The 22866-nt window shown below is 66.6% G+C and carries 21 protein-coding genes; 1 reads left to right on the plus strand and 20 read right to left on the minus strand.

Translation table 11 applies throughout. The annotated features are described in order from the left end of the window. Window positions 1-153 precede the first annotated feature (153 nt). From V0R59_RS29655 to V0R59_RS29675, 5 genes are all read right to left on the minus strand, one after another. A complete protein-coding gene (locus tag V0R59_RS29655) occupies window positions 154-1566 on the minus strand; it encodes an amino acid permease (protein WP_330074078.1) in 1413 nt (470 codons plus the stop codon). A gap of 178 nt (window positions 1567-1744) precedes the next feature. Beyond that, window positions 1745-3991, minus strand: coding sequence for an ATP-binding protein (locus V0R59_RS29660; protein ID WP_330074079.1), 2247 nt, complete (start codon window positions 3989-3991; stop codon window positions 1745-1747). Then, window positions 3988-4761: a substrate-binding periplasmic protein gene (locus V0R59_RS29665; RefSeq protein WP_330074080.1), complete on the minus strand. Its 774-nt coding sequence runs from the start codon at window positions 4759-4761 to the stop codon at window positions 3988-3990. The genes V0R59_RS29660 and V0R59_RS29665 overlap by 4 nt, the downstream gene beginning before the upstream one ends. Before the next feature lie 5 nt (window positions 4762-4766). Then, window positions 4767-5483 carry a response regulator gene (locus V0R59_RS29670; protein WP_330074081.1) on the minus strand — a complete coding sequence of 239 codons (717 nt, stop codon included), beginning with the start codon at window positions 5481-5483 and terminating at the stop codon, window positions 4767-4769. Between the two features lie 100 nt (window positions 5484-5583). Then, on the minus strand, window positions 5584-6225 hold the full coding sequence (locus V0R59_RS29675) for a TetR family transcriptional regulator C-terminal domain-containing protein (protein ID WP_330074082.1): 642 nt from the start codon (window positions 6223-6225) through the stop codon (window positions 5584-5586). 106 nt (window positions 6226-6331) lie between these two features. On the opposite strand from V0R59_RS29675, the gene V0R59_RS29680 reads away from it, so the two are divergent. Further along, complete coding sequence (locus V0R59_RS29680) at window positions 6332-7078, plus strand: enoyl-CoA hydratase (RefSeq protein WP_330074083.1); 747 nt, start codon at window positions 6332-6334, stop codon at window positions 7076-7078. Window positions 7079-7081: 3 nt separating this feature from the next. Here the strand turns inward: V0R59_RS29680 and V0R59_RS29685 are convergent, their stop codons facing one another. The 15 genes from V0R59_RS29685 to V0R59_RS29755 all read right to left on the minus strand — a co-directional run bounded on the left by V0R59_RS29685 (window position 7082) and on the right by V0R59_RS29755 (window position 22792). Continuing rightward, on the minus strand, window positions 7082-8236 hold the full coding sequence (locus tag V0R59_RS29685) for a glutathionylspermidine synthase family protein (protein WP_330074084.1): 1155 nt from the start codon (window positions 8234-8236) through the stop codon (window positions 7082-7084). Window position 8237: 1 nt separating this feature from the next. Further along, entirely contained in the window at window positions 8238-9041 is an 804-nt protein-coding gene (locus V0R59_RS29690; RefSeq protein ID WP_330074085.1) for a DUF1190 domain-containing protein, read from the minus strand. A gap of 14 nt (window positions 9042-9055) precedes the next feature. After that, window positions 9056-9481, minus strand: a complete 426-nt coding sequence (locus tag V0R59_RS29695) for a DUF350 domain-containing protein (protein WP_330074086.1) — start codon at window positions 9479-9481, stop codon at window positions 9056-9058. Between the two features lie 12 nt (window positions 9482-9493). Then, complete coding sequence (locus V0R59_RS29700) at window positions 9494-10159, minus strand: DUF2491 family protein (protein WP_330074087.1); 666 nt, start codon at window positions 10157-10159, stop codon at window positions 9494-9496. 232 nt (window positions 10160-10391) lie between these two features. Beyond that, entirely contained in the window at window positions 10392-11099 is a 708-nt protein-coding gene (locus tag V0R59_RS29705; RefSeq protein WP_330074088.1) for a PspA/IM30 family protein, read from the minus strand. A gap of 148 nt (window positions 11100-11247) precedes the next feature. After that, entirely contained in the window at window positions 11248-12618 is a 1371-nt protein-coding gene (locus V0R59_RS29710) for a DUF1329 domain-containing protein (RefSeq protein WP_330074089.1), read from the minus strand. A gap of 247 nt (window positions 12619-12865) precedes the next feature. Continuing rightward, window positions 12866-14542 carry a class I adenylate-forming enzyme family protein gene (locus tag V0R59_RS29715; RefSeq protein WP_330074090.1) on the minus strand — a complete coding sequence of 559 codons (1677 nt, stop codon included), beginning with the start codon at window positions 14540-14542 and terminating at the stop codon, window positions 12866-12868. A gap of 26 nt (window positions 14543-14568) precedes the next feature. Continuing rightward, on the minus strand, window positions 14569-15711 hold the full coding sequence (locus V0R59_RS29720; RefSeq protein WP_330074091.1) for an acyl-CoA dehydrogenase family protein: 1143 nt from the start codon (window positions 15709-15711) through the stop codon (window positions 14569-14571). Next, window positions 15708-16913 carry an acyl-CoA dehydrogenase family protein gene (locus V0R59_RS29725; RefSeq protein ID WP_330074092.1) on the minus strand — a complete coding sequence of 402 codons (1206 nt, stop codon included), beginning with the start codon at window positions 16911-16913 and terminating at the stop codon, window positions 15708-15710. The genes V0R59_RS29720 and V0R59_RS29725 overlap by 4 nt, the downstream gene beginning before the upstream one ends. Window positions 16914-17056: 143 nt before the next feature. Next, a complete protein-coding gene (locus V0R59_RS29730; protein ID WP_330074093.1) occupies window positions 17057-18226 on the minus strand; it encodes an acyl-CoA dehydrogenase family protein in 1170 nt (389 codons plus the stop codon). Between the two features lie 10 nt (window positions 18227-18236). Further along, entirely contained in the window at window positions 18237-19415 is a 1179-nt protein-coding gene (locus tag V0R59_RS29735) for a lipid-transfer protein (protein WP_330074094.1), read from the minus strand. A gap of 47 nt (window positions 19416-19462) precedes the next feature. After that, a complete protein-coding gene (locus V0R59_RS29740) occupies window positions 19463-19882 on the minus strand; it encodes a MaoC family dehydratase (protein ID WP_330074095.1) in 420 nt (139 codons plus the stop codon). Next, on the minus strand, window positions 19854-20981 hold the full coding sequence (locus V0R59_RS29745) for an acyl-CoA dehydrogenase family protein (protein WP_330074096.1): 1128 nt from the start codon (window positions 20979-20981) through the stop codon (window positions 19854-19856). The genes V0R59_RS29740 and V0R59_RS29745 overlap by 29 nt, the downstream gene beginning before the upstream one ends. Before the next feature lie 6 nt (window positions 20982-20987). Further along, complete coding sequence (locus V0R59_RS29750) at window positions 20988-21962, minus strand: bifunctional MaoC family dehydratase N-terminal/OB-fold nucleic acid binding domain-containing protein (protein ID WP_330074097.1); 975 nt, start codon at window positions 21960-21962, stop codon at window positions 20988-20990. Window positions 21963-22015: 53 nt separating this feature from the next. Continuing rightward, a complete protein-coding gene (locus V0R59_RS29755; protein ID WP_330074131.1) occupies window positions 22016-22792 on the minus strand; it encodes an SDR family oxidoreductase in 777 nt (258 codons plus the stop codon). Between the last annotated feature and the right edge of the window lie 74 nt (window positions 22793-22866).

A 22866-nucleotide genomic window follows, 5' to 3' on the forward strand; every position in this document is an offset into this window, starting at 1 on the left:
GGGGGGCTGGTGGTGGGGGTGTCCCCGGGCCCGGGGTGTGTTGTCCCCCCCCCCCCGGGGGGCCGACGCAATCGCGGGTAAACCCGCTCCTACACGTCCCCGCTGAATCAGGTAATACAACAGAAAAACCGCATAACCACCTGATTTACATATCTAAATACCTGAAGCCTCAGGCAAGAACGCACCCTGCCGCTTCCGGTTCACCAGGAAGTACGCCGCATAGCACACCGCAATGAACCCGAAGCCCCAATACAGCGACGGCCGCTGCGTCTCATCCATCGCCAGGAACACGAACAGCGAGCTGCACAGGGTGATGCACAGCAGAGGCACCAGCGGATACAACGGCGCGCGGTACTTGAGGTCTTCCAGCTTGCCGCCCTGGCGCAGGAAGTCCTTGCGGAAGCGGTACTGGGCCAGGGCGATGACGATCCAGGTCACGGTGCCGGACATGCCGCTCACCGCCATCAACACCATGAACAAGGTGTCTGCGGCGACGAAGCTGGTCATCAACGAGACCAGGGCAAAGCACAGGGTGATGCACAGCGCCCGCAGCGGCACGCCACGGCGGCTCAGCGGCGACAGGCTGCGCGGCGCCATGCCGGTTTTGGACATGGCCCAGAGGATGCGCGTCGAGGCATACAACCCGGAGTTGCCCACCGAGAGAATCGCGGTGAGGATCACGAAGTTCATCACGTCGGCGGCAAACGGGATGCCGACCATGTCGAACACCTGCACGAACGGGCTTTCCATCAGCCCGGCCTGTTGCCATGGCACGATCGCCGACAGCACCAGGATCGCCAGCACATAGAAGATCAGCACGCGGAACACCACGTTGCGCACGGCCCGGGGAATGCTCTTCTCCGGCTGGTCGGTCTCGCCGGCGGCCACGCCCATGATCTCGCAGCCCTGGAAGGCATAGACCACGGTCATCATCACCGCGAATACAGCCGACAGGCCGTTGGGGAACAGCGCATCGCCGATCAGGTTGTCGAGCTTCGGCGCCGGTGCGCCGCTGGACAGCGAAATGCCGCCGAACATCACCAGGACGCCGATGACGATGAAGCCCAGGATGGTCAGCACCTTGATCCCGGAGAACCAGTATTCCGCCTCGCCAAAGGCGCGGGTGGCCAGGGCGTTGAGGCCGAACAGCACCACCACGAACAGCGCCGACCAGTACCAGATCGGCACCTCGGGGAACCAGCGGGTCATCAGCATGCCGGCGGCGGTGAATTCCAGGCCGACGGTGGTGGCCCAGCTCATCCAGTACACCCAGCCGATCATGAAGCCGGTGGCCGGCCCGATATAGCGCGTGGCATGGGCCTGGAACGAACCCGATACCGGCATCTGCACCGACAGCTCGCCGAGGCAGACCATCACCAGGTACATCAGCAGCCCGGCCACCAGGTAGGCCAGCACCGCGCCCATCGGCCCGCCCTGGTTGATGGTCACCCCGGAGCCCATGAACAATCCGGTGCCGATCACCCCGCCCAGGGACAGCATGAAGATATGCCGGCTCTTCAGGGCGCGGGTCAGGTGGATGCCCTGACGTTCGTTGGACTCACTCATCACGGCCACCTCGCGGCAAGGTGGCAGGGAAATCAGCTTTACGGCATTTCATTATTGTTATCTCCAATAAGCCTGACGGACCGCGTGCAGCACGGTTGCCGTCGATTATTGGAAAAGGATGTAAGGCGCCGTTGTCCGCCAGGATCGAAGATGTAAAAAGTCGTAACGTTTCTGTACGTCAGCGCTGGATCAGGCGTTCCAGGGTGATTCGGGCCTGTTCGACCTGGTCTCGCAAGCGACCGCTCAAGGCCTTGAGTGCGTCCTGGTCATGCTTGCGGGCGGCGCCCTCCAGCTCGCCGAGCACCGCAGCCAGTGCGCGGAAGCCAAGGGAGTCGCTGCTGCCCGCCAGGCGATGGGACTGGTGCGCGGTCTCCGCGTGGTCGCCGGCCTGCAATGCCTCGACCAGGATCGGGTAATGCTGCTCCAGCGACTGACGCAGTACCGCCAGCAAGCCCTGCACCTTCTGCTCGCCGAGCAGGGTGCGGTGGGTCTGCAACAGCGACCAGTCCATCTCGGTCGTCGCCTGTGGCTCGCTCACTGCGGTCAGGCCCAGGGCCTGGCGCAAGGCATCGAGGCGCAGGGGCTTGGCCAGCACGCCTTGCATCCCCGCCTCCAGATACACCGGCACCTGCGCCGGCTGCACCCCGGCGGTCAGGGCCAGGATGCGCGCGTCGCGGTTCGGCCCCGGCGTCGCGCGAATCCGCCGGCACAGCTCCACGCCGCTCATGCCCGGCAGGTGCACGTCCAGCAGGATCAGGTCGTAGAGCCGTTGCTGGCAACGCTGCATGGCCTGCCCGGCGTCCTCGGCGAAGCTGACCCGGTGGCCGTCGCGTTCCAGCAAGCCGGCGGCCACTTCGCGATTCAACGCCATGTCCTCGACCACCAGGATATCCAGGCTCGCCAGGGGCGCCTGCTGCACCGACGCCACGGCTTCCGCGCCGTCGCGCAGTTCCAGCTCGAACCAGAAGCAACTGCCCTGCCCCTCGACGCTGTCCACGCCGATACGGCCGCCAACGCGCTCCACCAGATGCTTGCAGATCGCCAGGCCCAGGCCCGTGCCGCCGTAGCGCCGCGCCACCGCCTCGCTGGCCTGGGTGAAGCGCTCGAAGATCCGCGCCTGCACCGACGGTGCGATGCCGATACCGTCGTCGCTGACCGTCACCCGCAGGCGCTGGCCGTCGGCGAGATCGTCGAGCACCAGCACTTCCAGGGTCACCTCGCCGTGCTCGGTGAACTTGATCGCGTTGGCCAGCAGGTTGCTCAGTACCTGGCGCAGGTACTGCTCGGCTCCGTGCTGGCGCGCGGCCAGGCGCGGGTCGAGATGGCAGGTCAGCAAGTCATGGTTGGCCGTGGCCCGCGGCTCCAGCAAGGTGATGACCTCGGCGCACAGCCGCTGCAGGGAGAAATCCACCTGCTCGGGATGGCTTTCGCCTTCTTCGAGACGGGCGAAGTACAGCACCTCGTCGAGTATCGCCAGCAAGCCCTCGCCCGCCTTGTGCAGCGCTTCCAGGCGTTGCTGGTCGCGGCCCTGCAGGACGGCGCCACGCAGCAGCTCGGCCATGCCGAGGATGCCGTTGAGCGGCGTGCGAAGTTCGTGGCTCATGGTGGCGAGGAAGCGCGACTTGGCCAGGTTGGCCGCTTCCGCCTCGTCCTTGGCCCGAGCCAGGCTGGCCGTGCGCCGCTCGACCATGGCCTGCAGTTCGTCGCGCTTGTCCTGCAGGGCCAGGCGATCCAGCTCGCGACGCTCGATATCGCTGAGGATGGCCCGGCGCATGTCGTCCAGGGCATGGGCCACGGTATCGATTTCATCGCCACTGGCCGCCGGCCGGCGCTCCAGGCGCAGCGGTTCCTGCCACTGCCCGGCACCGACCCGCCGGGCGAACTCGGCCATGACCTGCAAGTGCCGGGTCACCAGGCGATGGAACAGCCCCGACAGCACCACCGCCAGGCCGCAGAGGAACACGCCCATCCACAGCAGGCTGGTCAAGCCGGTGGCGAACAGGCGGCGATGCACGGCGCCGAGGTCGATGCTCACTTCCAGTTCGCCGAGATGACGCAGCGGCCCGGACGGTGGCTGGTAATCCAGGGCGAAGCGCTCAACCCGCAACGGCCCCTTGGGCTCGGCCTCGCCGCGCAGCAGGTTGAAGTCGTCGCTGCTCAGGCGCACCCGGGCCACATCGGAGAAGTCCACCAGGCCGCGCAACTGGGTGTTCAACTGCGCCTCGTCGAGGTCCCACAGGCTGCGCTCCAGGCTGGCCAGGTAGCCGACGCGGATCAGTGCCATGCGCGACTCGATATCGCGCATCTCCCGGCGGTATTCGAAATACAGCTGCACGGAACTGGCCAGCACGGTGAAACACAGGCTGAACAGCAGGATGTAGAGCAGCAAGCGGCGCAGCAGGCCGTCGGCGCGCCAGCGGATCATGGCGCGTTCGCCGGCAGGCGGATCATGTCGCGGTAGGTCACTTCGCTCTGCTCCAGCCATCGCTCGATTTCCCCTCGTTCGGCCATGCCGCGCAGTTGCCGGTCGATATCCGCCATATGGGCGCTCAGCGGCGACCGCCTGGAAACCGCGACCCGCAGGTAGTCGACGCTCAATGCCTGGGGCAGCGCGACGATATCCCCGGCACCGGGCAGGTTCTCGACGAACAATTGGCCGGTGCGCCGCTCCTGGACCACGAAGTCGATGCGTCCGCGGATCAGCTTGCCGAAGTTCTGCCGGCTGGATGACACCCACTCGATGTTCTGGTGGCGGGCGACGAAGCGGTCGAAGGCCTGGCCGTAGCTTTCGCCGAACAGCAGGCCGCCACGGTAGTTGGCGAGGTCGTCGAGGCGTTCGAAATGCACCGGGCGCAGACGGTTGACGAACACCGCGACTTCCTCGCGCATCACCGGCTCCCTGGAGAAACGCATGCCCAGGTCGCGCTGGTCGCTGTCGTAGGCCAGCACCACGTCCACCCGTCCCTGCGCCGCGTCCAGCAGGCAGCGCTTCCAGTTGCCGAGGACGACGATCTCCACCTCGTAGCCGAGACGCGCGAACAGCTCGCGCACTACCGTCGGCGCCAGGCCACGGACCTGCCGGCCATCGCTCCAGGACACCGGCGGGTACACCGGGTAGTCGCAATAGCGGACCTTGTCCGCCGCCACGGCCGGCAGGCCGGCGATCAGCAGGACAACCGCCAGCAGCCGGCGCATGGGCTTCAGGCCGCCACGCTGGCGGTGAACAGGTAGCCGGTGCCGTGGATGGTGATGATCAGTTGCGGCTCCGCCGGGTCGTCGTGCAGCTTGCGCCGCAGGCGGCCGACCAGCACGTCGATGGAGCGGTCGTTGGGCACCCATTCGCGGTTGCGGATCTGGTCCATCAACTGGTCGCGGGTCAGGGTGTGACCGCTGTTGCGCAGGAAGACGCTGAGCAACTGGAATTCGCCGTGGGTCAGCAGGGTTTCGCCGCCCTGCGGGTCGATCAGGCGGCGGCGGTCGCTGTCCAGGGCCCAGTCGGCGAACTGCTTGAGCGCGTGGCTACTGGCCGGTGCCGGCTGCGCGACCTGGGCGGCACGCACGCGGCGCACCAGGTTCTTGGCGCGGGACACCAGTTCGCGGGGATTCAGGGGCTTGATGACATAGTCGTCGGCGCCGCATTCGAGACCGACGATGCGGTCGATATCGTCGTTGCGCCCGGTGATCAGGATGATGCCGATCTCCGAGCGCACCCGCAGTTCGCGGGTCAGGGTCAGGCCGTCCTTGCCGGGCAGGCGGATATCCAGCAGCACCAGGTCGACCGCATGGCGGGCGAGGAACGTCTCGGCGCCCTCGGCGGTATCGGCACAGTGGACCTCGTAGCCTTCCTGGGACAGGTAGGCGTGCAGCAGCTCGCGAATCAGCGGATCGTCATCGACGATCAGAACCCGAGGCGTCATTGCGGTTGTCTCTTGTTATGGGGGTTGGACCTTCACGCGCAGGCAGCGTAACCGTTGCTGAACGAACGATCAACAGCTCCCGGAATGGCGCATGTTCGCCCTATGCCTCGGTCCGGGAAAAGCGCCGCCGCCCGCCAGCCTGCAGGCCATCGACCCAGGCCTCGCAGATCTGCACGCCCTGCTCACGAGTGAAGGTCCCCGGGTTCAGCCCCGATTCCAGCCATAGGCCATCGAGCAAGGCGCTCAGGGCGATGGCCGCCAGGTCCGCGTCGAAACCTTCCCAGCCCTCTTCGCTGGCCAGTGCGGCAAGCGCCTGGCTCAGGGTATTGCGGTACTCACCATAGGAATGGTCGTGCACCTGGTTGATCGCCTCGGCCGTCTTCACCGCGCCCCAGAACGCCAGCCAGGCGTCGAGCAGTTGCGGATCGAGCAGTTCCTCGCAGAACGAGGCGCGGAAGAACGCCGACAAGCGCTCGCGCGCATTAGGCGCGGCCCGGTCCATGGCTTCGCGCAGCAGCCCCATGACCCGCCCGGTGACCGCCAGGTAGGCTTCGGCCACCAGTTCGTCCTTGCCCGAATAGTGATGGCTGATCAACCCCACCGAAACCCCGGCTTCGGCGCAGATCTTGCGGATCGACGCGCCCTGGAAACCATGGCGCTTGAGGCAGGTCAGGGTCGCCTGGACCAGGTTGGCCTTGCGCTCTTGCGGCAGCATGCGTTGATAACGGGCTTCCTGGTTCATCGGCGGATCTCGTTGTTGTAATGGACTGAACGACTGTACAGCAAGGCGACCCCCGTGATAAACCGTCGCCGCAGTGCCTATCCGACAACGACAAGAAGCGCCTGCCATGAACGACCTGATTCTCGACAGCCTCGACCAGGGCCTGCTGACCCTCACGCTCAACCGTCCCGACAAGCTCAACGCCCTCAACAGCGCCATGTACCGGCAACTGGGCGATCAACTGGCCGCAGCAGACCAGGACCCTCGGGTCGAGGTGATCCTGATCACCGGCGGTGCCACCTGCTTCAGCGCCGGCAACGACCTCCACGACTTCCTCGAACACCCGCCCGAAGACCGCGACCATCCGGTGTTCCGCATGATGCGCGTGGTACTCGGGCTGCAGAAGCCGCTGCTCGCCGCAGTCAACGGCGCGGCGATCGGCATCGGTACAACCCTGCTGCTGCATTGCGACCAGGTGCTGGTATCCCGCGGGGCAAGGCTGCGCATGCCGTTCGCGCCCTTGGGCCTGTGCCCGGAATTCGGCTCCAGCCTGTTGCTGCCGCGCCTGCTCGGGCATGCCCGGGCGGCGCGCCTGCTGCTGGCCAACGAAGCCTTGAACGGCGAACAGGCGCTGCACTGGGGGCTCGCCAATGAACTGCACGACGACGGTGAAGCCTGCCTGGACGCGGCACGGGATCTGGCCAGGCGCCTGCAACGGATGCCGCAGGAAGCCCTGCGCATCAGCAAGCAACTGCTCAAGGACAGCGTTCGCGAAGAACTGGCGGCGGTGGTCGAGCGCGAGAGCCGCTTCTTCATCGAGCGCCTGCGCACGCCGGAGGCCAAGGCCGCCTTGCGTGCGCTGGTGGAGAAATGAACCTCAGTCGAGCACCACGTGGGGCAGGAAACGGCTGGTGTCCTTGGTGATCAGGCTGTCGTCCTCGCGGATGCCGATCCCCGAGGCCACGTCGCCGATCACCCAGGAGCCGACCAGGGTGTAGCTGTCGCCGAAACGCGGCAGCGGCACGAATTCCTGAAGAATCCAGGGCGCGTCGGTGTAGGGGCCGTCCTCGGCGAGGAACTGGCCGTCCGGCGTGCGTAGCTGGATGTTCGCGCCCTCGCGGGAGAAATACGGCTTGCGCACCCAGCCTGCGGGTACCGGGCGTTGCGGCTCGCAGTCGACGAAGGTCGGCAGCAGGTTCGGATGGCCCTGGTTGAACTCCCACAACAAGGCGAGGATGCCCTTGTTGCTGACGATGGACTTCCACGCCGGCTCCACGAACAACGTGTCGCAGCCCGGCACTGCCTGGCCGAACGGTTCGTGGAAGATGTGCTCCCAGGCGTGCAGCTTGAACAGGCGCTGGATCCATTGGCCGTCGAGGTCGACGAACTGCCCGTCGTGCAGGCCGATGTCCTCGATATCGATATGCCGCGCGTCGATCCCGGTGTGGGCCGCCATGCGCCGCAGGAAATCCGTGGTGCCACGGTCCTCCGGCGATCCGGACATGGCCGCGAAGTGGAACGGCGCGTCGTTGGCAAAGCCGCGGAAGGCCTGGACCAGGTCTTCGGCGATGGTATTGAACTGGGTCGCCGAAGCCGGCAGCACGCCGGCGGCGACCTGGTGCTCCAGCCACAACAGTTGCACCGAGCCGGCCTCCAGCAGGCTGGTGGGCGTGTCGTAGTTGGCTTCGATGCACTTGGCCGGGCCGTTGCCGTCGTAGATGAAGTCGAAACGCCCGTAGAGGTGCGGATGCCCTTCGCGCCACGAGTCGCGGACCAGATCGAAGAACGCCGGCGGAATCGCCAGGCGGGTCAGCAGTTCCTCCGACGCCACCACCCGCTCCACCACGTCCAGGCACATGGCATGCACGTCCTGGGTCGGCGCTTCCAGATCGTCGCTGATCTGGCGTTCGCTGAACTGGTAGTAGCCACGCTCGTCCCAGTAGCGCTCGCCGTCGATGGTATGGAAGTCAAAGCCTTCGCCTTCGACGATGCGTTGCCAGTCCGGCCGTTCCTCGATGCTGATCTTCTTCATCTCAACCGCCGAATCCGGAGCTCTTGCCACCCCAGCCGCTGCGCGCCGTGGCCTGCTGGCCGAAACCGCCGCGGGAAATGCTGGAACTGACGCTGGAACCCGAGCCGGAACGGAATGCCGACGTGCTGCTGGTGGAGCGCGTCGAGCCGGAGCCGCCGTAGTAACCGGACGAGCTGCCTTGCTTGTCGTCCTGCTTGTAGCGCTGCGGCTGGGTGGAGCGGCTGAAGGTCTTGCCCTGCTCGATCTGCCGCGACAGCGTCGAGGTCTGGTAGCTGCCGCGCGAATCACGGTTCTGGTAGACCGGCTGCGACTGGTAGCGCGGCGCGCTGCGATTGCTCATGGCATTACCGATCAGCATCCCGGCCAGGGCGCCAGTGGCTGCCGCGGCGACCGTGCCGCCGACGCCACTGGAGGATGCGCCCTGCTGCGCGTCTTGCTGCGCGGCCTGCTGCTGGATCTGCTCGGCCTGGGCCTTGGGCATCTCGCCGGACATGGCCAGCTCGAAACCGCCCATCTGCGGCATGAACTTCCCGTCCGAGGTGGGCTGGCAATAGCCCTCGACGAAGTCGGCGTCGCAGGCGGCGCGATCGGTGTAGACCGGGGCGACCTTGCGATGGTCGACCATGGCCTGGATATAGGCATCGGAACACACGTCCACGGGGAATCTGGCGTCGACACAGGCCTGGACGTTCTTGAAGTTGTCCTTCACCGACCAGGTGACGGTCTGCTCGGGGTCGCTGCAACCGCTGATGGCCAGGGGCAGCGCGCCGACCAGCAGGAGCTTGGCGGAACTACGAGGTCTCATGGGCTTCTCCTTGCTCAGGCCGACGGGGTCATGCAGGCCGAGTTGAGGAAGCCGACGCTGATGGCGACGGCGGCGGCATAGATCGCCGCGGCCAGCTCGCCCTCGACGATGCGCCGGGACAGGCCCTTGAGTACCAGACTGGTACCGACGAAGGCCAGCAGTTGCACGACGGCGGCGATCAGCGCCCAGACCACCACATCGACCACGCTGATGCTGTAGGCGATGACATTGCTCGCCGGCAGGGCGAAACCGATCAGCGAACCGCCCAGGGCGATGGCCGCCGCCGGATTGTTCTGGCGGATCTGTTCGAACTCCTTGTGCGGGGTGATCAGGGTGTAGAGGAACTGGAACAGGGCGAACAGGGCCAGGGCGACGACAATGTAGAGGACGAATCCGAATACGGCGGTCGCATCGAGCGACAGTCGGAGTGCTTCGAGCATGGTGCTTCCTTGTCAGATAACGGTGATATCGGTGAGTTGCAGGGTGATGCCGACGGCGGTGGACAGCGCGACGTTGCCCTCCTCGTCTTCCTCGACGGAGAACAGCAGGAATTCCCGGCGGTTCACCAGCTCGATGTCGCGGGCATAGAGCATGCTGTGGTGGCGCACGCGGTAGCGGGTTTCCGGGTTGCACACCTGCTCTTGCATGGGCACCAGTTCGGTCTGGCCGTCTTCCGAGCCCCACTGGCGCTGGTATTCGATGCCGTCCAGCTCGAAGCCCGGCAGGCCGATGGGCGACTGCGGGCCGGTCAGGCGCAGCAGTTCGTCACGGCTGTTGATCGGGGTGACCTGGTGGTAACCGAAGAGAATGATGTCCTCGATATCCTCGGCGGCGTTGCCGTGCATCACCACCTGCAGGAAGTAGTCCTCGTCGTCCAGGTAGAAGCGCTCCAGGCGCGTGCCCTGGCCAAGGTCGAGGGTGCCGCAGGCCCAGACCTTCTCGTCGCCCGGGAGGACCAGGGTCGAGGCGTCGGCCAGCAGCAGCGGCAGGTGTTTGTCGAGGCAGAGCATGCGCCCGGAAGCCAGGCCGAGAGGCGCTTCGGGGGCTTGTGCAGGAGCAGTGCCACGGGCGGCAGGCAAAGGAGCCTGCAGGCCGAGCATGCGTTTGATCCAGCTCATCACTAATCCTTGAAATTCATTGGCCGAGAGATCGACTCGGCCCACTGTGGGAGCGGGTTTACCGGGACGCCGGACCGCCGCGATTGCGATGGTGAATTCACTACCGAAATCGCGGGTAAACCCGCTCCCACAAGGTACGCGTCGAACATTCGACCCATGTTCTCTGCGCGACAGCGCAGCCCCGCAGGGCTGGGTGAACTCCCACAGGTCCCTGCTGAACCCTGAAAAAGTCTCAGAGGGCCGCCTTGCCGTCCTGCTGCCTGGCCCGCAAGCGCGCCAGCACATCATTGGCACCGGTCTGCTGCGCACCGATCCCGGCCGCCTGCAGGCGCTTCTCCAGGTCGTCGCCGCTGCTCACCTCGGCCAGTTCCTGGGCCGCGTCCAGCTTGGCATCGCGTTCGTCCTGGCGCTGCTTGATCCGCGCCAGGGAGTCCAGTGCCGTCTCCACCTTGCCATTGGCGCCACCGGTGGCGCTGGCCGTGGCGACCCGGGCCTGCTGCACGGTTTCCCGCGCCTTGGCCATCTCGGTCTGTTGGCGCAGGCCCTTCAGGCGGCTTTCCGCTTCGGTGATCTGCGCCTGCAGCAGCCCGACCTGCTTGTCGAACTGCGCGGCCATCTCGCGCTCCTGGGCGACCTGGGTTTCCAGCTCGGCGACACGGCCGGCGCATTCGGTGGCCAGGCCTTCCTGCTCGGCGTTGAGTGCCGCCAGGGCCTTGCCTTCCCAACTGGCGATATCGCTCTGCAGGCCGTCGACGCGCTGCTGGGCCAGCTTGTGCTTGGCCTTGATCTCGATCAGGCCGTTGCGCGCCTTGACCAGGGCGGCATCGGCATCGCGCTGCTCCTGCTCGAGGATGCGGATGGCGTTGGCATCGACGATCGCCTCGCCAATCTCGGAGGCGCCGCCGCGCACGGCGGTCACCAGTTTCTTCCATAGGCTCATGGGGGGAATTCCTGTTCTGGGGTGACGAAGCGGCGGACGGTACAGAGGATCTTTTTAACAAGCAATGGCTTTGTGGGGTGCGGGACAGAGCCGTCAACGAAAAAACCCCATCGTTACCGACGGGGTTCCCATAGCCTGCGCAGATGGCCTAGCGGCCGACGGCCCGGGCGGCGTCGGCGGTGTACATGTCCGGGGTGTACTTGCCCTCGTTGAGGATCGGCCCCTTCTTCGCTTCGTTGGTCATGCCGTAGCCGGTGTACTGGCCGGAGTTGAGGTCCATGAAGAACTGCGAGCCGGCCTGCCAGCCGCTCATGTCCGGGTGGTAGTAGTAGTTGATCATGGCGTGCTTCCACAGTTGCCCGCGGGCATCGTAGTTGTCGGCCATCACCGCGTTCCAGGTGTCCTCGTCGATGAACAGCACGCGCTTGCCGTAGACGTGGCGGAAGCCTTCCTTCAGGTCTGCCTCGACCACCCAGACCCGGCGCAGCTCATAACGCATCACCTCGGGGTTGGGATGGTTGGGAGTGAGGATGTCCGCGTAGCTGTACTTCGCCGAGTTGGCCTTGAAGGCGTTGGCCGGCACGTAGATCTCGCGCTTGCCCAGCAGTTTCCAGTTGTAGCGCTCGGGGCCGCCGTTGAACAGGCGGTCCTCGTCCACGGTCATGGTGCCGTTGGTGCCGATCATCGGCTGGTCGTAGCCGTAGCCGGGCATCTGCCGCACGCGGCGGGTGGACGGACTGTAGGACCAGGCCTGGCGCGCCGAGGTGGCGAAGTTGTAGGGCTCGTGGGCGATGCTGATCACGCCGTTGTCACGGGCCGGTTTCAGGGTGGTGTTGTAGCTCATGGCCTGGACGCCGTCCTCGGTCTTCGGCTCCACGCTCGGCGAGTTGGCCTGCGACAGGTTGCGCGCATGGGCGCGGCCCCAGCCGATGCTGCCGTTGGGCAGCACCGAGGCCAGATCGGAGATCTTTTCCTCGGTGTAGGCGCGAGCCGGCAACTGGTGGTTCCACAACACTTCCATGCCGTTTTTCGGAATCGGGAACGGCACCTGGCCGAGGCCTTCGATGCCCAGGCCGTCGTTCACCAGCTTGGCGTGCAGGGCGTTGTCCATGGCGCGCTTGCACACGTAGTCCGGGTAGCGGAAATCGCGGTGTCCCGGGTAGATGTTCATCTTGTAGCTGGTCGGGTATTTCTTCAGCAGGGCCTTCTGCCCGTCGCTCAGGTGCGACTCGTACTGGCTCATGTTGGCCGCGGTGATGACCAGGATCGGCTTCTCGTCGGCGTAGGGATCGACCGGCTGGTCGCCGGAAAACTTCACATGGTTCCAGCCCGGTACTTCGCCGAGGTACTTGCCGGTATAGGGCGGGATGGTGCCGGCGGCGTTGCCGGCCATTTCACCGCCGACGCAGTTCAGGTCCTTGCCCAGGCGGGCGGCTTCTTCCGGGGAAACGGCGGCGCTGGCCAGGTGACTGGCACTCAGCGCCACCGCGAGCATGACGGCGGTTCTTGTTGTTTTCATGTATTGCCTCCTGCTGATAAAGGCTTTCGGGTGAGCCCCATTGTTGGTTTTCCAGCGGGGGAAACATCGTCCGGAAAGACTAAGAATTCGGGGTTGCGGCGGTGGGGCGGTGTTGCAGAAGGCCCATTACTGAATACCGGACTCGACAAGACAACGCGGACCCTGTGGGAGCGGGTTTACCCGCGATTGCGGCGGTGAAGCCACCATCGTAATCGCGGGTAAACCCGCTCCCACAGGGTTTGCGGCGTCAACCTAGAAGCTGTTGCCTCAACACACCCTTGAGCACCTTCCCGCTGGCATTCCTGGGCAATGCCTCACTGACCCGGAACACATGGGCCGGCACCTTGTATCCGGCCAGCCGGGCGGCGACGAACGCCCTGGCCTCCTCCGCCGTCGGCGGCGCCTCGCCCTGGATCACCAGGGCCACCGCCTCGCCCAGTTCGGCATCCGCCACGGCGAACACCGCCACTTCATCCACCCCCGGCATATCGCCGACACAGGTCTCGATCTCCGCCGCCGAGATCTTCTCCCCACCACGGTTGATCAATTCCTTGATCCTCCCGCTGATATGCAGGAAGCCGTCGTCGTCGAGATAGCCGATATCACCGGTGTCCAGCCACCCCTCGCGCAAGGTTTCGGCGCTGGCCCCGGGCAGGTTCCAGTAGGCCTCCATCAGCGTTGGCGAGCGCAGCCAGACGACCCCTTCGGCGCCCGCCGGCAATGGCTGCCCGGGGCTGTCACCGATGCGCACATCGACGATGGGCAACGGCCAGCCGGCGCTGGCCGGCTTGTGCAGGAACTGCTCGCCGCCGATCGCCGCGCCGATGCCATTGCTTTCGGTCAGGCCATAGCCGCTGCCACCGATCACGTCGGGCTTGCGCTCGGCCATCGCGGCCAGCAAGCCGGCGGAGGACGCACCTCCACCCAGGCCAAGGCCGAACAGGCTGACGGTGTCCTCCCCGCCGAAGCGCGGCGAGGCCAGCAACTGCTGCATCATCACAGGTGCGCCGTTGAACTGGGTGCAGCGCTCGTCGCGGATCAGGTCGATGGCCTTGTCCACGTCCCACTTGTACATCAGCACCAGGCGCCGCCCGGCACGCAGCGCCGAGAGGAACTGTGCGTGCAGCCCGCTGACATGGAACAGCGGCACCGCCATCAAGGTGGTCGGGGCGAAGCCGCTGGCGATCACCCTGGCGATGCGCTCGGGCGAACTCATGGCGCAGAACATGCCCTGGAACTCCAGGGCCGTCAGGGCCTGGCACACGGCGCGATGGCTGGACAAGGCGCCCTTGGCCCGGCTGGTGGTGCCGGAGGTGTAGAGAATCAGGGCCGGGGCGTCCGGCTCCACGCTGACCTGCGGTGCGCCCAGGGGCTCGGCGGCCAGCAGGTCCTCGTAACGGAAGCACCAGTCCGCCAAGGTCGGGGTCGCAGGCAGGCCGACCACCACGGTGGTGCGTTGCCGGGCCGTCAGGTCGTCCTGCAACAGGTTCAAGCGGGCCTCGTCGCACAGCAGCAGGCCCGCGCCACTGTCCTCCAAGCCGTGCAGCAGTTCGTCACGCAGGCCCCAGCTGTTCAGCGGCACGCAGACCCCGCCGCAGCGCTGCACCGCGGCGAAGGCCACCAGCCAGGCCGGCTGGTTGCGCAGGGCGATGGCCACCCGTTCGCCCGGTTGCAGGCCGAAACGGGCGAGCAACTGGCCGGCCAGGCGTTCGACCTGGTCGAAGAACGCGGCGAAGGTCAGGCGCTCGTCCTGCCAGACCAGGAATTCGCGGTCGCCGTGGACCCGCGCCGATTCGATCACGTCCTGCAGGGTCCGGGGGGCGTGGCGAAACAGCCGCGTGCCCTGCCCGGTCTCCATCACTTCAAACGGCGCGCCCGGGGCAATCAGTTGCTGCCAGGCGTTGCGCCAGTGTTCGATGTTCATGTTCTTGGTGTCTCCCAGACAACGCGTCAGGCCAGGGTTTGGTAGCGCTCGCAGTGGAAATCCCGATCGCCCAGGCACGCTTGCGCCACCCGTACCCGCTTCAGGTACAAGCCGACATCCAGCTCATCGGTGACGCCGATCCCGCCATGCATCTGCACCGCCTCGTTGGCCACCTTGATCGCCGTGTCACCGGCCTTCCACTTCGCCAGGCTGACCAGGCGACCGCGCTGCGCCGGTTCCAGCGCGGCGTCATCCAGCGCCGACAAGCCCGCCATCACCGCGCTGCGGGCCAGCGACAGGTCGACGAACAAGCGCGCCGCCCGGTGCTGCAAGGCCTGGAACGAGCCGATCGGGACATCGAACTGGACCCGGGTCTTGAGGTACTCCAGGGTGCTCTGGAACAACTGCTCCGCGATCCCCAGCAGCTCCGCCGCCAGACAGGCCCGGCCACGATCCAGCACCCGGTCAAGCACCGCCCAGCCCTGGCCTTCCTCGCCCAGCAATGCATCACGGCCCAGACGCACCTCGCGCAATTGCAGACGCGCGCAGTTGCGCGAATCGATCAGCGGCAAGGCGCTGACGCTCAGCCCCGGCGTGTCGGCAGGCAGCAGGAACAGGCTGATACCCCGGGCCTCCCCCGCGCTTCCGGAAGTCCGCGCGGCAACCACGAAGACATCGGCACCGACGCCGTCGACCACCCAGAACTTGTCACCCTCCAGGCGATAACCGTCACCCTCAGCCACTGCCCTGAGGCAGGTGGCAAGCGGGTTGTGCCGGGCGCGTTCGTCAAGTGCCAGGGCCACCCGCAGGCCGCCGGCAATCAGCCCCGGCAGCCAGCGCGCCTGCTGCCCGGCATCGCCGGCCAGGTGCAGCAGCGAACCGCCAAGCACCACGCTGGAAAGCAAAGGCGTCGCGGAAAGGTTCTGGCCGATGGCCTCGAACACCGGCCCCAGGCCCATGCATCCAAAGGCCAGGCCGCCCAGTTCCTCGGGAAAGGCGATCGCGCTCCAGCCAAGGTTGACCGCATCCTGCCAAAGCTGCGGGTCGAAGCCATGCTCCGCGCCTTCGTCACGCAGCTTGCGCTGTGCCGCCACCGGACCGCGGGCGGCGAGGAAGTCCCTTGCGCTGTCGGCCAGCAGGCGCTGTTCTTCGCTGTAACGCAGGTTCATGCCGTCGCTCCTTTCTTGCCATCGGGCAGGCCAAGCACGCGCTTGGCGATCACGTTCAACTGCACTTCCGAGGCGCCACCGGAAATGGTCAGGGCGTAGCTGTTGAGCCAGCCACGGGTCACCGCCAGCTCGCGCTCGTCAAAGGCCTCGCTCTGCCAGCCGAAGGCATGGCCGCCCAGCAGGTCCAGCAGCACTTCGAACTTGTCCCGCTCCTGCTCGGTATGCACCAGCTTCATGATCGCCATCAGCCCGCCCACGTCGTCGCCCTGCCGGGCTTCCTCGCCCATGCGCTGCACGGTGAGGTTGTAGGCGTGCTCGTTCATGGCACAGGCCGTGGCCCGGGCACGCAGGGCCAGTTCGCCCTGGCCCTGGGGTTCGGGCAGGTATTCGCGGACCAGCGCCGCCAGGTCGAAATGCGACGGCAGGCTGATCTCGCCGAACTTGGACATCGCCTTGCGCTCGTGCTGCAGCAGGTACTTGCCGAGGTTCCAGCCACCGTTGAGCGGGCCGACCAGCTGGCTCTTGGGCACCTTCACGCCATCGAAGAACACCTGGCAGAACGCCGACTTGCCGCTGATCAGGTCGATCGGCACCGCCTTCACCCCGGGGCTGCGCATGTCCAGCACGATAAGGCTGATGCCTTCATGCTTGGGCGCCGTGAAGTCGGTGCGCACCAGGGCGTACATCCAGTCGGACTTGTCGCCGTAGGAGGTCCAGATCTTGCTGCCGTCCACCACGAAATGGTCGCCGCCGTCGCGGGCGGCCATCTTCAGGCTGGCCAGGTCGGAGCCGGCGTTGGGCTCGGAAAAGCCCTGGCACCAGCGGGTCTCGCCGCGGGCCATGGGCGGCAGCAGGCTGCGTTTCTGCTCTTCGCTGCCGTAGGCCAGCAGCACCGGGCCGAGCATCCAGATGCCCAGGTTGATCTGCGGTGGCCGGCATTTCAGGCGGCGCAGCTCGCTTTCCAGTACCGCCAGCTGTTCCGCGTCCAGTCCGGCGCCGCCGTATTCCTCCGGCCATTCCGGGCAGAACCAGCGCTTGTCGCGCATGCGTTCGAACCACAGCCTGGCGTCTTCACTGGGAAACTGCGGCTGGCGGGCGCCCCAGACCACCTCGCCCTCGCCCATCGCGGTGCGCATCGATGCCGGGCAGTTGGCCTCCAGCCAGGCACGGGTGTCGTGCCGGAATTGCTCGATTGTGCTCATGACCTGTTCCTTTTTGTTATCTGACAAAGGTCCAACGGCCTGCTAGCCCCCTGTGGGAGCGGCTTCAGCCGCGATGACAGTGGGGAATCCACCGACGCAATCGCGGCTGAAGCCGCTCCCACAGGCTCCGCAGCGCTGCCGTTTCAGCGTTGCGTGCGCGGCATCCCCAGGCCGAACTGGGCGATCAGCTCGCGCTGGATCTCGTTGGTGCCACCGCCGAAGGTCACCGTGACCGACGCCCGCAGCTCGTATTCCAGCTCGCCGTGCAGCGCGGTCGCCGCCGAGCCGGCACGCAACGAACCATTGGCACCGATCACCGCCGCCAGGCGACGGAGGATCTCGATGGCCGATTCCGAGCCATAGACCTTGGTGGTCGAACTCAGGGCCACGTCCATGCGCTCGTGCTCCAGGTTGGCGGCGATGCGCAGGTTGATCAGGCGCATGGCCTCCAGGCGCGCATAGCACTCGGCCAGGGAGCTGCGCACCCAGGCCTTGTCCATGGCCCGGCGCCCCTGCTCGTCGCGGCTTTTCGCCCACAGGTAGACGCGGCGGAACAGCCCCACCACCTTGTCCGACCAGGACCCCAGCCCCAGGCGCTCATGGTTGAGCTGGGCGGTGATCAGCTTCCAGCCACCATTCAATTCGCCCACCAGCATGTCCCGGGGCACCCGTACGTTGTCGTAGTAGGTGGCCGCGGTAGGGTTGCTGGTGGTCGGGATCACCGTGCTGGAGAAACCCGGCAGCGTGGTATCGAGGATCAGGATCGATACGCCCTTGTGCCGGGCCAGGCCGGGGTCGGTGCGCGCCGCCAGCCAGATGAAGTCGGCGGACTCGGCGCCCGAGGTCCACAGCTTGTTGCCGTTGACCACGAAGTGTTCGCCGTCCAGGCGCGCGCTGGTCTTCAGCACCGCCAGGTCGCTGCCGGCGTCCGGTTCGGAATAGCCGATGGCGAACATGATCTCGCCGGCGGCGATGCCCGGCAGGAAACGCTCCTTCTGCGCCGCGCTACCGTGCTCCATCAGCGCCGGGCCCACCGTGCTGATGGTCACGAAGGGCAGCGGCGCCCCGGCGATATTGGCTTCCTCGAAGAAGATCAGCTGCTCGGTGGCGGCATAGCCCTGGCCGCCATGGGCCTTGGGCCAGCCCACCGCCAGCCAGCCGTCGCGGCCCATCTGGCGGATGGTCTGGCGAAACAGCTCGCCGCCCTCCTTGCCACGCAACTGCTCACGCAGCTCGGGGGTCATCAAGGCCTGGAAATAGTCCCGCACCTTGCGGCGCAGGGCATGTTGTTCGGGTGTGAGGTCGACGAACATGGTCTGCTCCTTAGGCCGCGCCGAGAATCAGGCCGCTGGTGGGCACGCCGGTACCGGCGGTGACCAGTACGTTCTCCACGTCGGCCACCTGGTTCACCGCCGTGCCACGCACCTGGCGCACCGCCTCGGCGATGCCGTTCATGCCGTGGATATAGGCTTCGCCCAGCTGTCCGCCGTGGGTGTTGATCGGCAGCTTGCCGCCACGGGCGTGATGGCCGGCGCGGATGAATTCCTTGGCCTCGCCGCGTGGGGCCAGGCCGAATTCCTCCAGCTGGGGCAGCACGAACGGAGTGAAGTGGTCGTAGATCACGGCGGTCTGCAAGGCTTCGGGGCCGAGGCCCGACTGGCGATACAGCTCCCTGGCCACCACGCCCATTTCCGGCAGGCCGGTGATGTCGTCGCGGTAGAAAGAGGTCATGACCTGCTGGCCATTGCTGATGCCCTGGGCGCCGGCCTTGATGGTCACCGGCTTCTGCTTCAGGTCGCGGGCGCGCTCGGCCGAGGTGATGACCATGGCCACCGCACCATCGGATTCCTGACAGCAGTCCAGCAGGTGCAGCGGTTCGCAGATCCAGCGCGAGGCCTGGTGTTCTTCCAGGGTGATCGGCTTGCCGTGGAAGAACGCCTTGGGGTTGCTGGCGGCGAAATCACGCACCGCCACCGCCACCCGGCCGAAGTCCTCGGACGTGGCGCCATAGGTGTGCATGTAGCGCTGGGCGAACATGCCGACCCAGGCCGCCGGGGTATGGAAACCGTGGGGCATGTACCAGCCGTAGTTGACGTTCTCGAAGATCGGCGTCGAGGCGAAGCCGTAGGTGCCGGTGCCGAAGCGGTACCAGGAGCGCTCGTTCATCGCCCGGTAGACCACCACCACCTTGGCCACGCCGGTAGCCACGGCCATCGCCGCATGCATCACCGGAGCACAGGCGGCGCCGCCGCCATGGGGTACCTGGGAGAAGAACTTGACCTCCTTGCAACCCAGCAGGCGGGCGATCTCGTACTCCGGGACCTTGTCCACCGAGTAGGAGCTGAAGCCCTCCACCTCGGACGGATCGATGCCGGCGTCGCGCAGGGCTTCGAGGGTGGCTTCCATGGCCAGGCGCAGCTCGGTGCGCCCGGAGTTCTTGGAAAATTCGGTGGCGCCCAGGCCGACGATGGCGGCGCGCCCGGAAATCGACGATTGACTCATCAGGTCTTTCCTTCAATGAAACATCAGACAGCTCCCGCAGGAGCCATTCAGGGCAGGACCAGCTCGACCGTGCCGGTCAAGTGGTTGCCCATCGAGTTCTTTCCGGCGAGGCTCACTTCGACCGTGCGGGTTTCAGGGTCGAGCGCGCTGACACTGCCGCTGAAGGTCATGCAGTCGCCCGGGTAGTTGGGCGCGCCGAGCTTGATCTTCAGCGACGCGAAGCGCGCCAGCGGTCCCGCCCAGGCTTCGACGAAGCGCTGCACCAGGCCATTGGTGGTGAGGATGTTCATGAACACATGGGGCGAACCCAGTTCACGGGCGGCGTCCAGGTCGTGGTGGCCGGGGAAGTAGTCGCGGGTGGCGATGGCGCCGCCGGCGATCAGCGCCACGCTGATCGGCACCGCCAGCTCCGGCAGTGCTTCGCCGGGACGCACGTCTTCAAAGCGCTTGGTGTTCTTCAAGGTCATATTTCCATCCCAGCTTGTCGTTATCGCTCAGCCAGTCGCCGAGCCGTTCCAGGCAGGCCGCCGAACCGCCAAGGGCAAGGCCCAGGGCGCGGCTCCAGTAGAGAAAACGGTGGATCGGATAGGTCAGGTCGACGCCGATGCCGCCATGCACGTGCTGCGCGACATGGCCGATGCGGTGCCCGGCCTCGCAGGCCAGCCAGGCCGTGGCCAGGGCTTCCGAGGGCGCCGGCAGGCCGGCGTCGAGGCGGTAGCACAGCTGCCAGAGGGTGCTGCGCAGGGTTTCCAGGGCGATATGGGCGTCGGCCATGCTCATCTGCACGGCCTGGAAGCTGCCGATGCGCCGCTGGAACTGCTCGCGCTCGCTGACATAGGCCACGGTGCGGCGAATCTGCTCCTGGCTGACCCCCAGCTGCAGCGCGGCCAGGGCGGCAATGGCACGGGGTTCCAGCCAGTCGAGGGCGTTGACCGGCAGCAGATGGTCCAGGCGATAGCCTTCCACTTGCACGTCGGCCACCGCCTCGCCGTGGGTCATCACCGCCGGGGTCAGGCGCACGCTGGGCGCTTGCAGGTCGAGCAGGCACAGGCGTGGCTGGCCATGCAGCAGCACCGGCACCAGCGCCGCAGCGGACTGCGCGGCCAGCGGCAAGGCGGCGACGCGGCCATTGAGCAGCCAGTCGGCGCCGTTGGGCGTGGCTTCCAGCTCAATGCCGCGGGCGGCATGCACGCCGTCCAGCGACAGGCTGAGCAGTTTTTCGCCACTGGCGGCCTGCTCGATCCAGCTCGCGTACTCCTCGGCGGCGAAGGTCGCCAATGCCGTCGCCACCAGTTGATGGCGCCACAGCGGTACCTGGCCAAGGCCACGTCCCTGGGCCTGCAGCACCAGCATCAGCTCGGTCATGCCCAGGCCGCTGCCGCCGTGGTGCTCGGGGATCGCCAGGGCATGCAGGCCGGTCTCGCGGCACAGGTTCCACAGCGCCGCCATCAGCGGTTCGCCGCTCAGGTCCCAGTGGCGCAGGGCGTCATCGTCGCAGTGGTCGACGAACAGGCTGTCGGCCATCTGCTCGATGGCGCGCTGGTCTTCGCTCAATTCGAAATCCATCGGCGCTTACTCCCCGTCGGCCACGGGACGGAACAGCGGCAGGGTCTGCTGTTCGTCGAAGACCTGGAATTCCACCTGCAGGCGCTGGCCGATCTTCAGTTCGTCGCGCTGGACCCCGGTGAGCCCGGCGATAAGGCGCACGCCCTCCTCCAGCTCGACCAGGCCGATCGGATTGGGATGATCGAAGGGCGGCACCTGCGGGTAGTGCATGACCACGAAGGAATACAGGCTGCCGCGGCCACTGGCCTGGACCGTGTCCCAGTCGAAGCTGTGGCACTCAATGCATACCGGTGCCGGCGGGTGGCGCAGGGTCGAGCAAGCGGTGCAGCGCTGGATCAGCAGCTTGTTCTCGGCGCAGCCTTCCCAGAAGAACCGGGTGTCGTCGCTGATGCCGGGCAGTGGTCGCTTGGGCTTGGCCACCGCTTCGACCGGTCTGGCCGCGGGCTGGGCGTTGGCCGGGCGGAACTTGAACACGCGGAACAGCAACTCGCCCACCGGCTCGTCGCCGTCCGGTTTCTCGACGAAGTGGCTCATCACCAGGGTGACGAAGAAGCCGGTACCCAGGGCGGTGGTCTTCTCGTCGCCCACCGCGTCCAGGCGGGTGGTGTAGTACAGGCGCTCGCCCAGGTGCACCGGGCGCTTGAAGGTCAGCTCGGAGTTCACCGCCACCACCGAGGCGTAGCCATGCTCCTCGATCAGCTTGAGCACTTCATAGGGGTTCTGGTCGGTGGAGCCTGGCGGATAGTTGTTGGCGTGCAGGCCTTCCATGGTCCACACCTGGAGCATGGAAGGCGGTGCCACGATCCCGTCGTGAGGCCCTTGCAGGGCCGCGGCGGGATCGGTGTAGAGCGGGTTTTCCAGGCCCATGATCTCGCACCACTGGCGGATCATTGGCGCGTTGACCTCGTCCCAGGCATACACCCGGCCGTATTCGCGCCCCACCAGGGCGCGCACGTTGGACAGCAATTGTGGATCAGCCACAGTCGTCTCCTGCAAAGTGAGGGCGGCCACCGACGGCGCCGCCGTGGGGTCGATCAGGCCTGCGCTGCGGCGAGGAAGCTGGGACGCTCGCCACCGCCGTGCAGCAGCAGGTTGCAGCCGCTGGCGTAGCTGGCCAGGGGGGAAGCGATGAACAGGCAGGCGTTGGCGATATCCGCTGCCGCAGCCATGCGCCCGGCGGGAATGCCGGCACCGACCGCGGCGATACCGGCCTCGCTGCCGTAGTGCAGATGGGCCTGTTCGGTGAGCACCAGGCCGGGGCTGACGGTGACCACCCGCACCTTGGGCGCCCACTCCACCGCCAGCGAGGTGACCAGTGCCAGCACGCCCGCCTTGGCCGCGCCATAGGCGGCGGTTCCCGGCGACGGACGCTGGGCGGCGACGCTGCCGATGAACACGATGCAACCGCCCTGCGCCTGCGCCTGCATCAGGCGGTTGGCGTGCTGGGCGACGTTCAGCGGGGCGATCAGGTTGAGGCGGATGATGCTCTCGTGGAAACGCGGCGACGCCGTGGCCGCCTCCGCCGCCGGAGCGCCACCGGCGTTGTTGACCAGCACATCGAGGCGACCGAAGTCGCGCTGGATGCCATCGAACAATGCCTGCAGGGAATCCGCGTCACGCACGTCGACGGCGAAGAACGCCGCGCTGCGGCTGCCGCTGGCCGGCAGGTGTTCGGGGGCATTGCGGGCGCAGACGATGACCTCGGCGCCGGCGTCCAGGTACGCCTGGGCGATACCCGCGCCGATGCCCTTGGTACCACCGGTGACCAGGACCACCTTGCCCGTGTAATCAAGACCGTTGTGCTGCCCCATCATGTGTTCCTCGTTCGACTGACAGGGCTAACTCTAGGGTCAAGCCAGCTTGCAAACTTCGTCTGAACGGACGA

The sequence above is a fragment of the Pseudomonas ulcerans genome (genome assembly GCF_036324125.1).
Lineage (GTDB): Bacteria > Pseudomonadota > Gammaproteobacteria > Pseudomonadales > Pseudomonadaceae > Aquipseudomonas > Aquipseudomonas ulcerans.